We start from the raw sequence: 10,813 nt of genomic DNA, 5'->3' as shown, positions 1-10,813 counted from the left end.
GCGCGGACGGGGTCCGGCCGGGGCGGACGGCGGCGGGTCGGAGCTGCGGGCCGGGTGGAGCCGGGCCGAACCCCGGCGGGACTAGTAGACTTTGCAGGTCTGTCCGCCAATTGATGATCAAGGCAGGAAATGGCCACCACCAACGACCTGAAGAACGGCCTGGTACTCAACCTCGACGGGGAGCTCTGGGCCGTAGTCGAGTTCCAGCACGTCAAGCCCGGTAAGGGTGGTGCCTTCGTGCGCACCACGTTGAAGAACGTGCTCTCCGGCAAGGTCGTCGACAAGACCTTCAACGCGGGCACCAAGGTCGAGACCGCGACCGTCGACAAGCGCACCATGCAGTACCTCTACGCCGACGGCGAGGACTACGTCTTCATGGATCTGGAGACCTTCGACCAGATCACCGTGCCCGGCGGCACCGTCGGCGAGGCGGCGAACTACCTGCTGCCCGAGGCCGAGGCGACCGTCGCCACCCACGAGAGCGTGCCGCTCTACATCGAGCTGCCGACCAGCGTCGTGCTCGAGGTCACCTACACCGAGCCGGGCCTGCAGGGCGACCGCTCCACGGGCGGCAACAAGCCGGCGACCGTCGAGACCGGCGCGACCGTGCAGGTGCCGCTCTTCATCACCACCGGCGAGAAGATCAAGGTCGACACCCGCGACGGCCGTTACCTCGGCCGCTCCTGATGGCTGAGGGTCCCAAACAGCAGATGCCGGCGCGCCGCAAGGCGCGCAAGCGGGCGCTCGACGTGCTCTTCGAGGCCGATCTGCGCGACCAGCCGCCCGTGGAGGTGTTGGCCGGCTACCTGGAGCGCATCGAGCGACCCCACCCCGAGCACCTGGGCTACGCGGTGAGCCTGGTCGAGGGGGTCGCCGACCGGCTCGACCGGATCGACGAGCTGATCGCCAGCTACGCCGAGGGGTGGACGCTGGACCGGATGCCCGCGGTCGACCGCAACCTCGCCCGGATCGCCGTCTACGAGCTGCTCTACCTCGACGAGATCGACGACGCGGTGGCGATCAGCGAGGCGGTCGAGCTGGCCCGGCAGATGTCGACCGACGACTCGCCACGGTTCCTCAACGGGTTGCTCGGCCGGATCGCCGAGTACGCCACCCGCTGAGACGACCCCGCGCGCCACACCGGACAGCAGAAAGGGCCCGTGCCGTACGGCACGGGCCCTTTCTGCTGCTGTTGCGCCGGTCAGGAGGCGAAGAACGCCCGCGGGTCGGCGACGAGCACACCGTGCTCGGTGAGCCGCTCGATCAGACCCGACGGCGAGGCGTCGTAGACGATCGCCAGCGCGCGCAGGTCGTCGGCGCGGATCGAGAGCACCCGCCCGTTGTAGTCGCCGCGCTGCTGCTGGATGGCGCGGGCGTAGCGGGCGACGTAGGCCAGGTCCTCGGAGGCCTCGTCGTAGAGCCGCTCCAGGTCCAGCACGATCTTGCTCGTGGGCTCGTGGCGGACCCCGCTGCCGTCGGGCAGCAGCTCCGAGACCGGCACGCGGTAGAAGTCGGCGAGCTCGGCCAGGCGGGACACCGTGACGGCCCGGTCACCGCGCTCGTACGAGCCGACCACGACGGCCTTCCACCGCCCGTTCGACTTCTCCTCCACCCCCTGCAGGGAGAGCCCCTGCTGCTGGCGGATCGAGCGCAGGCGGGCACCCAGAGACTTGGCGTATTCAGAGGGCATTCGGACACTCCCAGTGCTGCGGGGGTTCTCCCAGCGATTTCGCTACGGAGCGTGACGGTACGGGGATTGAGCAACCTGGTCAAGTGTTCGTGACCTTACCGTTGGGGAGCGCGGGGGGAGTCATCCCCATTCGTGACGCTGATCCGGTGGTCAGTAGCCGGCGGCGGCCGGGCCGGTGACCACTGGTAACGTGGCGTGAAGCCTTCGCGTAGGTCGTCCGCGGCCAGCGGCGGAGGCGTCCGACATCCTTTAACGACCCGTCCCGTGAGGCGGGGAAGGAGGTCTGCCGTGGCCTGCCCACCGGCTGCCGAATCACCACCCGTGCGGCAACCCTCGGTGAAGGTGATCCTCGCCAGCGCCGACGTCCAGCGCGTGGTCGACCGCATCGCCCACCAGATCCTGGAGAAGACCCAGGGCGCCGCCGACACCGTCCTGCTCGGTATTCCCACCCGGGGCGCACCCCTCGCGCGACGCCTCGCCGCCCGGATCAGCACCTTCGAGGACGTGGCCGTACCGGTAGGTGTGCTCGACATCACTCTCTACCGAGACGACCTGCGGCGGCACGCCACCCGCGCGATCGGCCCCACCCAGCTGCCGCCCGGTGGCATCGACGGGAAGCGGGTCATCCTCGTCGACGACGTGCTCTTCTCCGGGCGGACGGTCCGGGCCGCGCTCGACGCGCTCAACGACGTGGGCCGCCCGGCCTCGGTGCAGCTCGCCGTCCTGGTCGACCGGGGTCACCGGGAGCTGCCCATCCGCGCCGACTACGTGGGCAAGAACATCCCGACCTCACTGGCCGAGAGCGTCAAGGTCACGCTCGCGGAGACCGACGGCGCGGACGGGGTCAAGCTCTACGGAGGTACCACCTCATGATCCGGCACCTGCTCTCCGGCACCGACCTGGACGCCGCCACCGCCACCCGGATCCTGGACACCGCGGCCGAGATGGCCACGGTCGCCGGCCGCGAGGTCAAGAAGCTGCCCGCGCTGCGCGGGCGCACGGTGGTGAACCTCTTCTACGAGGACTCCACCCGGACCCGGATCTCGTTCGAGGCGGCGGCGAAGCGACTCAGCGCCGACGTGATCAACTTTTCCGCCAAGGGCTCCAGCGTCGCCAAGGGCGAGAGCCTGAAGGACACGGCACTCACCCTCCAGGCGATGGGCGCGGACGCGGTGGTCGTCCGCCACCCCGCCTCCGGCGCCGCGCACCGGCTGGCCGAGTGGGTGGACGGCTCGGTGGTCAACGCCGGCGACGGCACCCACGAACACCCCACCCAGGCGCTGCTCGACGCCTACACCATGCGCTCCCGGCTGGGACGGCTCGCCGGACTCTCGGTGGCGGTCGTCGGCGACGTGCTGCACAGCCGGGTGGCCCGCTCCAACGTGCTGCTGCTCTCCACCCTCGGCGCGAAGGTGACCCTCGTCGGTCCGCCCACGCTGATCCCGGTCGACTGGGCCACCAGGGCGGCCGGCGCGAACACCGCCGGCCAGGCACCGGACATCACCGTCTGCTACGACCTCGACGCGGTGCTGCCCACCTCGGACGTGGTGATGATGCTGCGGGTGCAGCGGGAGCGGATGAGCGACTCCTACTTCCCCTCCGCCCGCGAGTACGCCCGCCGCTACGGGCTCGACGGGCAGCGGATGCGCCGGCTGCCCGAGCACGCGATCGTCATGCACCCCGGACCGATGAACCGGGGCATGGAGATCACGCCCGAGGTGGCCGACTCGGCCCGCTCCACCATCGTCGAACAGGTCACCAACGGGGTCTCCGTCCGGATGGCCGTCCTCTACCTGCTGCTCGGGGGGAACAACGCATGACCGCGTACCTCATCAAGGGGGTCAGTGTGCTCGGCGGCGCGCCGACCGACCTGCTGATCCGCGACGGCGTGGTCGCCGAGACCGGCGCCGACCTGGCCGCCGGCGGCGCCACCGTGCTCGACGCCGCCGGGCTGGTCGCCCTGCCCGGCCTCGTCGACCTCCACACCCACCTGCGCGAACCCGGCCGTGAGGACGCGGAGACGGTCGAGTCCGGCTCGCGCGCGGCGGCGCTCGGCGGGTACACGGCGGTCTGCGCCATGGCGAACACCTCCCCGGTCGCCGACACCGCCGGCGTGGTGGAGCAGGTGTGGCGTCTCGGCCGCGAGGCCGGCCTGGTCGACGTGCAGCCGATCGGCGCGGTCACGGTCGGGCTGGCCGGCGAGCGGCTGGCCGAACTCGGCGCGATGGCGGACTCCGCCGCCCGGGTCCGCATCTTCTCCGACGACGGGCACTGTGTCGCCGACCCGAGGCTGATGCGCCGCGCCCTGGAGTACGTGAAGGCCTTCGACGGGGTCATCGCCCAGCACGCCGAGGAGCCCCGCCTCACCGAGGGCGCGCAGATGCACGAGGGGGCGGTCTCGACGCGGCTCGGGCTCACCGGCTGGCCGGCCGTGGCCGAGGAGGCGATCATCGCCCGGGACGTGCTCCTCGCCGAGCACGTGGGCAGCCGCCTGCACGTCTGCCACGTCTCCACCGCCGGCAGCGTCGAGGTGCTGCGCCAGGCCAAGGCCCGCGGCGTACGGGTCACCGCCGAGGTGACCCCGCACCACCTGCTGCTCACCGACGTCCGGGCCGAGACGTACGACCCGGTCTACAAGGTCAACCCGCCGCTGCGTACCGACGAGGACGTCGCCGCGCTGCGTGCCGCGCTGGCCGACGGGGTGATCGACATCGTCGCCACCGACCACGCGCCGCACGCCGTGGAGGACAAGGAGTGCGAGTGGGCGTACGCCCGGCCGGGGATGCTCGGCCTGGAGACGGCGCTCTCGATCACGCTGGAGGTGCTCGGCCCCCGCTGGGACGTGATCGCCGAGCGGATGTCCCGTACCCCGGCCCGGATCGCCGGGCTGGAGTCCCACGGTCTCGACCCGGCACCGGGCGTGCCGGCCAACCTCACCCTGATCGACCCGGCCGCGCGGCACGTGGTCGAGCCCGGTGAGCTGGCGAGTCTGAGCCGCAACACCCCGTACGCCGGCATGACGCTGCCGGGTCGCGTCGTGGCGACCTTCCTGCGCGGCGAGCCGACGGTTCTGGACGGAAAGGCTGTCAAGTGATCCGAGCGAGGAGTGCAGCGGAGCGGAGCTCCGCAGTCCGGATCGAAGGGAACGCGGCATGGTGAAGCGCAGGCCCGCAATCCTCGTGCTCGAGGATGGGCGGACGTTCCAGGGCGAGGCCTACGGCAGCGTCGGGGAGACCTTCGGCGAGGCGGTCTTCAACACCGGCATGACCGGTTACCAGGAGACCCTCACCGACCCCTCCTACCACCGGCAGGTGGTGGTGCAGACGGCGCCGCACATCGGCAACACCGGCGTCAACGGCGAGGACGACGAGTCGTCCCGGATCTGGGTCGCCGGGTACGTGGTGCGTGACCCGGCCCGGATCGGCTCCAACTGGCGCGCCAGCGGTGGGCTGGAGGACCGGCTCGCCGCAGAGGGTGTGGTCGGCATCGCCGGGGTGGACACCCGGGCGCTGACCCGGCACCTGCGGGAGCGCGGCGCCATGCGGGTCGGCATCTCCAGTGTCGAGGAGGACCCGCGGGCCCTGCTGGCCCGGGTCCGCCAGACCCCGGAGATGGTCGGGGCGGACCTCTCCGCCGAGGTGACCACCGCCGAGCGGTACGTGGTGCCGGCGCAGGGTGAGCACCGGTTCACGGTCGCCGCGCTGGACCTGGGCATCAAGCGCAACGTGCCGCGGCGGCTGGCCGCCCGCGGGGTCACCACGCACGTGCTGCCGGCGTCGTCCACGATCGACGACCTGCTCGCCACCGGCGCGGACGCGGTCTTCTTCTCGCCCGGTCCGGGCGACCCGGCGACCGCCGACGGCCCGGTGGCGCTGGCCCGGGAGGTGCTGAGCCGGCGGATCCCGCTCTTCGGCATCTGCTTCGGCAGCCAGATCCTCGGCCGGGCGCTCGGCTTCGGCACCTACAAGCTCGGCTACGGCCACCGCGGCATCAACCAGCCGGTGCTGGACCGGTCGACCGGCAAGGTCGAGGTCACCAGCCACAACCACGGCTTCGCGGTGCAGGTGCCCGGCGCCGGGGTGGGGGCCGTCGTCCCGAACCAGGTGATCGACACCGCGTTCGGCGGCGTCGAGGTGTCGCACGTCTGCCTCAACGACAACGTGGTCGAGGGGCTGCGGGCCAAGGACGTGCCCGCGTTCACGGTGCAGTACCACCCGGAGGCGGCGGCCGGTCCGCACGACGCGGACTACCTCTTCGACCGCTTCGCGGAGTTGATCGAGGGCCGTGGCCTCGACCAGGGGCGCAGCGAGGGCCGTGGCCTCGACCGGAACCACAGCGAAGGCGGTAAGTGATGCCCAAGCGGAGCGACCTGAAGCACATCCTGGTCATCGGCTCGGGGCCGATCGTGATCGGGCAGGCCTGCGAGTTCGACTACTCCGGCACCCAGGCGTGCCGGGTGCTGCGCAGCGAGGGGATCCGGGTCAGCCTGGTCAACTCGAACCCGGCCACGATCATGACCGACCCGGAGTTCGCCGACGCCACGTACGTCGAGCCGATCACCCCGGAGTTCGTCGAGCTGGTCATCGCCAAGGAGCGTCCGGACGCGATCCTGCCGACCCTCGGCGGGCAGACCGCGCTGAACACCGCGGTCGCCCTGCACGAGGCCGGCGTGCTGGAGAAGTACGGCGTCGAGCTGATCGGGGCCAACATCGACGCGATCAACCGCGGCGAGGACCGGCAGCTGTTCAAGGAGATCGTGGCGAAGGCCGGCGCCCGCCTCGGCTACGAGGACCCGTCGGCGCTGGTGCCGCGCTCGCGCGTCTGCCACTCCATGGACGAGGTCCGGGAGACCGTCGCCGAGCTGGGCCTGCCCGTGGTGATCCGGCCGTCGTTCACGATGGGCGGCCTCGGCTCGGGTATGGCGCACACGCAGGAGGACCTGGAGCGCATCGCGGGCGACGGCCTGGCCGCGAGCCCGGTGCACGAGGTGCTCATCGAGGAGAGCGTGCTCGGCTGGAAGGAGTACGAGCTCGAACTCATGCGCGACCGCCACGACAACGTGGTGGTGGTCTGCTCGATCGAGAACCTCGACCCGATGGGCGTGCACACCGGCGACAGCGTCACCGTGGCCCCGGCCATGACGCTCACCGACCGGGAGTACCAGCGCCTGCGCGACCTCGGCATCGCCGTGCTGCGCGAGGTCGGGGTGGACACCGGTGGCTGCAACATCCAGTTCGCGGTGAACCCGGCCGACGGGCGGATCGTGGTCATCGAGATGAACCCGCGGGTGTCGCGCTCCTCGGCGCTGGCGTCCAAGGCGACCGGCTTCCCGATCGCGAAGATCGCCGCGAAGCTCGCCATCGGCTACACCCTGGACGAGATCCCCAACGACATCACGTTGAAGACCCCGGCGGCGTTCGAGCCGACGCTGGACTACGTGGTCGTCAAGATCCCGCGGTTCGCCTTCGAGAAGTTCCCGGGCGCGGACGCGGAGCTGACCACCACCATGAAGTCGGTGGGTGAGGCGATGAGCCTCGGGCGCAACTTCACCGAGGCGCTGAACAAGGCGATGCGCTCGATGGAGACGAAGGCAGCCGGCTTCTGGAGCGTGCCGGATCCGGCGGGCGCGACGAAGGAGAACACCCTCGCCGCGCTGCGCACGCCGCACGACGGCCGGCTCTACACCGTCGAGCGGGCGCTGCGGCTGGGCGCCTCGATCGCCGAGGTGGCCGCCGCCTCCGGCGGGATCGACCCGTGGTTCCTGGACCAGATCGCCGGCCTGGTCGAGCTGCGCGCGGAGATCGTGGACGCGCCGGTGCTCGACGCCGAGCTGCTGCGCCGCGCGAAGCGGGCCGGTCTCTCCGACCGGCAGCTGGCGGCGCTGCGCCCGGAGCTGGCCGCCGAGGACGGCGTACGGACGCTGCGGCACCGGCTCGACATCCGGCCGGTGTACAAGACCGTGGACACCTGCGCGGCCGAGTTCGAGGCGACCACCCCGTACCACTACTCCTCGTACGACCTGGAGACCGAGGTGGTCGGGTCGGCGCGGCCGAAGGTGCTGATCCTCGGCTCCGGGCCGAACCGGATCGGGCAGGGCATCGAGTTCGACTACTCCTGCGTGCACGCGGTCCAGGCGCTCCGCGCCGCGCCGGCGGGCGGCGCCGGCGCCGGCGGCTACGAGACCGTCATGGTCAACTGCAATCCGGAGACCGTCTCCACCGACTACGACACCGCCGACCGGCTCTACTTCGAGCCGCTCACCTTCGAGGACGTGCTCGAGGTCTGGCACGCCGAGGACACCTCCGGCAAGGCTGCCGGGGGGCCGGGCGTGGTCGGGGTGGTCGTGCAGCTGGGCGGGCAGACCCCGCTGGGGCTGGCGCAGCGGCTCAAGGACGCCGGGGTTCCGGTGGTGGGCACCTCTCCGGAGTCGATCCACCTCGCCGAGGAGCGGGGGGCGTTCGGCGCCCTGCTGACCCGGGCCGGTCTGCGTGCCCCGTCGTACGGCATGGCGACCTCGTACGACGAGGCGAAGGCGATCGCCGACGAGATCGGCTACCCGGTGCTGGTGCGTCCGTCCTACGTGCTCGGCGGGCGTGGTATGGAGATCGTCTACGACGACGCGACGCTGCGCGGCTACATCGGACGCGCCACCGACATCTCGCCGGACCATCCGGTGCTGGTGGACCGGTTCCTCGACGACGCCATCGAGATCGACGTGGACGCGCTCTGCGACGCCGACGGCGAGGTCTACCTCGGCGGCGTCATGGAGCACATCGAGGAGGCAGGTATCCACTCCGGAGACTCCTCCTGCACCCTGCCGCCGATCACCCTGGCCGGCTCGCACCTGGCCGAGGTCCGCCGGTACACGGAGGCGATCGCCCGCGGCGTCGGCGTACGCGGCCTGCTGAACGTGCAGTACGCGCTCAAGGACGACGTGCTCTACGTGTTGGAGGCGAACCCGCGGGCCTCGCGTACCGTCCCGTTCGTCTCGAAGGCGACAGCGGTGCCGCTGGCCAAGGCGGCGGCCCGGATCGCGCTCGGCGCCACGATCGCCGAACTGCGCGTCGAGGGGCTGCTCCCGGCGACCGGGGACGGCGGCACGATGCCGGCCGACGCCCCGATCGCGGTGAAGGAGGCGGTGCTGCCGTTCAAGCGGTTCCGCACGCCGGCCGGCAAGGGGATCGACTCGCTGCTCGGGCCGGAGATGAAGTCCACCGGCGAGGTGATGGGCATCGACACGAACTTCGGTCACGCCTTCGCCAAGTCGCAGTCGGCCGCGTATGGCTCGCTGCCGACCGGCGGCCGGATCTTCGTCTCGGTGGCGAACCGGGACAAGCGCGCGATGATCTTCCCGATCAAGCGCCTGGCCGACCTGGGCTTCGAGATCGTCGCCACCGCCGGCACGGCCGAGGTGCTGCGTCGCCACGGCATCGCCTGCGAGCAGATCCGCAAGCACTACGAGGAGGGGCAGGGCGAGGACGCCGTCTCGATGATCCTCGGCGGTGACGTGGCCCTGGTGCTGAACACCCCGCAGGGCTCGGGCGCGAGCGCCCGCTCCGACGGCTACGAGATCCGTAGCGCTGCGGTGACCGCGGACATCCCGTGCATCACCACGGTGCCGGGCGCGGCGGCGGCGGTGATGGGCATCGAGACCCGCATCCAGGGCGACATGCGCGTCCGCCCCCTGCAGGAGCTGCACGCCGCCATGCGGGCCGCCCAGTGACCGCGCAGATCACTGCGGTGATCATGAGGTTGCCGTCGGCCGGCGCGGCGTGTCGCCGGGGCAACCTCATGATCAACCATGGTCGGGGCGGCGCGGCGTGGTGATGTTCGAGCGTTTCGTACGACCGGTGCTGTTCCGGCTCGGCGGCGGGGACGCCGAGACCGCGCACGAGTGGACGCTGCGCCGGCTGGCCGGAGTGTCGCGCCGGCCGGCACTGCTGGCCGCGTTGCGGGCCCGGTACGCGACCCGAGCCCCGCGCACGGTGTTCGGAGTGGAGTTCCCCAACCCGATCGGCCTGGCCGCCGGGATGGACAAGAACGGTGTGGCGCTGCCCGCGTGGCCGGCGTTGGGGTTCGGCTTCGTCGAGGTCGGCACGGTGACCGCTCACGGCCAGCCGGGCAATCCCCGGCCCCGGCTGTTCCGGCTGCCCGACAGCGAGGCGATCGTCAACCGGATGGGCTTCAACAACTCCGGGGCCGAGGCGCTGGCCGCCGGGCTGGCGGCGCTGCCCCGGCCGCTCGGTGTGCCGTTGGGGATCTCGCTCGGGAAGTCCAAGGTGACCCCGCTGGACGAGGCCGTCGAGGACTACCTCGCCTCCTACCGGGCGCTGAAGGGGTACGGCGACTACTTCGCGGTCAACGTCTCCTCACCCAACACCCCGGGCCTGCGCTCCTTGCAGGACCGGTCCCATCTGGACGCGCTGCTCGCCGCGCTGGTCGGGGAGAAGCCGGTGCTCGTGAAGATCGCCCCGGACCTCTCCGAGCCGGCGATCGCCGAGCTGCTGGAGGTCTGCCTCGACCGGGGCGCCGCCGGGGTGATCGCCACCAACACGACGCTCGCCCGCGGCGGCCTGGCCGACGCCGACGTGTCCCGCGGCGCGGAGGCCGGCGGCCTCTCCGGCCGGCCGCTCGCCGCGCGGGCCCGCGAGGTCGTCTCGTTCGTCCACCGGGAGACCGGGGGGCGGCTGCCCGTGATCGGGGTGGGCGGCGTCCTCGACCCGGACGACGTGGCCCGGATGTTCGACGCCGGGGCCAGCCTGGTGCAGCTCTACACCGGGTTCATCTACCGGGGCCCGGCCCTGGTCCGCGCCGCCGTTCGGGCGGCGACACCGGCGCGACCGCCGGTTCGGTGAGCGTGGGCGCGACGCCGGCGCCCCGCCGGGTCACCCCCGGCCGCCGGCTCGCGCCGTGCACCGCTCGACTCGCGCCGACCCGCGTTCGGGTCGTGCGGGGTGGGCGTCTCCTCGCATCGGGCCGCGCTCGGCTCGCGCCGGGCCGCGATCGGTCGGTGCCGGCCGGGTGTCGGCTCGCGCCGGGCCGCGATCGGTCGGTGCCGGCCGGGTGTCGGCTCGCGCCGGGCCGCGCCTGGTTCCTGCCGGGCCGTGCGTGGTTGGTGCCGGC

The 10,813-nt window shown here is 72.0% G+C and carries 9 protein-coding genes; 8 read left to right on the top strand and 1 reads right to left on the bottom strand.

The window, feature by feature from the left end; genetic code table 11:
* Nucleotides 1-129 precede the first annotated feature (129 nt).
* The gene (efp, locus tag E1211_RS11620) at nucleotides 130-687 is read left to right on the top strand and encodes an elongation factor P (RefSeq protein WP_132348290.1); all 558 of its coding nucleotides are present in this window, start codon (nucleotides 130-132) and stop codon (nucleotides 685-687) included.
* A 23-nt stretch (nucleotides 688-710) separates the two neighbouring features.
* Nucleotides 711-1,121: a transcription antitermination factor NusB gene (nusB, locus tag E1211_RS11615; protein ID WP_207915340.1), complete on the top strand. Its 411-nt coding sequence runs from the start codon at nucleotides 711-713 to the stop codon at nucleotides 1,119-1,121.
* A gap of 80 nt (nucleotides 1,122-1,201) precedes the next feature.
* Here nusB and E1211_RS11610 read toward each other — a convergent pair whose 3' ends face one another.
* Nucleotides 1,202-1,690, bottom strand: coding sequence for a transcriptional regulator (locus E1211_RS11610; protein ID WP_013285505.1), 489 nt, complete (start codon nucleotides 1,688-1,690; stop codon nucleotides 1,202-1,204).
* Between the two features lie 288 nt (nucleotides 1,691-1,978).
* Here E1211_RS11610 and pyrR point away from each other — a divergent pair, with 288 nt between their 5' ends.
* From pyrR to E1211_RS11580, 6 genes are all read left to right on the top strand, one after another.
* Nucleotides 1,979-2,563, top strand: a complete 585-nt coding sequence (pyrR, locus tag E1211_RS11605) for a bifunctional pyr operon transcriptional regulator/uracil phosphoribosyltransferase PyrR (RefSeq protein ID WP_132348286.1) — start codon at nucleotides 1,979-1,981, stop codon at nucleotides 2,561-2,563.
* Nucleotides 2,560-3,510, top strand: a complete 951-nt coding sequence (locus E1211_RS11600) for an aspartate carbamoyltransferase catalytic subunit (RefSeq protein ID WP_132348284.1) — start codon at nucleotides 2,560-2,562, stop codon at nucleotides 3,508-3,510. Before pyrR ends, E1211_RS11600 begins: the two co-directional genes overlap by 4 nt.
* On the top strand, nucleotides 3,507-4,784 hold the full coding sequence (locus tag E1211_RS11595; protein ID WP_132348282.1) for a dihydroorotase: 1,278 nt from the start codon (nucleotides 3,507-3,509) through the stop codon (nucleotides 4,782-4,784). The genes E1211_RS11600 and E1211_RS11595 overlap by 4 nt, the downstream gene beginning before the upstream one ends.
* A 61-nt stretch (nucleotides 4,785-4,845) precedes the next feature.
* Nucleotides 4,846-6,042 (top strand): glutamine-hydrolyzing carbamoyl-phosphate synthase small subunit, encoded by a 1,197-nt coding sequence (gene carA, locus E1211_RS11590; RefSeq protein WP_165947237.1) that lies wholly within the window; start codon nucleotides 4,846-4,848, stop codon nucleotides 6,040-6,042.
* Nucleotides 6,042-9,413: a carbamoyl-phosphate synthase large subunit gene (carB, locus tag E1211_RS11585; protein ID WP_132348278.1), complete on the top strand. Its 3,372-nt coding sequence runs from the start codon at nucleotides 6,042-6,044 to the stop codon at nucleotides 9,411-9,413. Before carA ends, carB begins: the two co-directional genes overlap by 1 nt.
* Nucleotides 9,414-9,513: 100 nt before the next feature.
* Nucleotides 9,514-10,545, top strand: a complete 1,032-nt coding sequence (locus E1211_RS11580) for a quinone-dependent dihydroorotate dehydrogenase (RefSeq protein WP_132348300.1) — start codon at nucleotides 9,514-9,516, stop codon at nucleotides 10,543-10,545.
* The last annotated feature ends 268 nt before the right edge of the window (nucleotides 10,546-10,813 follow it).

This window comes from Micromonospora sp. 15K316 (assembly GCF_004348525.1).
In the GTDB taxonomy this organism is placed as follows: Bacteria; Actinomycetota; Actinomycetes; order Mycobacteriales; family Micromonosporaceae; genus Micromonospora.
This window is presented reverse-complemented; position numbering and strand designations above follow the sequence as displayed.

Excerpts from the sequence above, each read along its gene's own strand:
- E1211_RS11610 (WP_013285505.1), bottom strand. The coding sequence starts at position 1,690 with ATGCCCTCTGAATACGCCAAGTCTCTGGGTGCCCGCCTGCGCTCGATC.
- nusB (WP_207915340.1), top strand. The coding sequence starts at position 711 with ATGCCGGCGCGCCGCAAGGCGCGCAAGCGGGCGCTCGACGTGCTCTTC.
- carB (WP_132348278.1), top strand. The coding sequence starts at position 6,042 with ATGCCCAAGCGGAGCGACCTGAAGCACATCCTGGTCATCGGCTCGGGG.
- E1211_RS11595 (WP_132348282.1), top strand. The coding sequence starts at position 3,507 with ATGACCGCGTACCTCATCAAGGGGGTCAGTGTGCTCGGCGGCGCGCCG.
- E1211_RS11600 (WP_132348284.1), top strand. The coding sequence starts at position 2,560 with ATGATCCGGCACCTGCTCTCCGGCACCGACCTGGACGCCGCCACCGCC.
- efp (WP_132348290.1), top strand. The coding sequence starts at position 130 with ATGGCCACCACCAACGACCTGAAGAACGGCCTGGTACTCAACCTCGAC.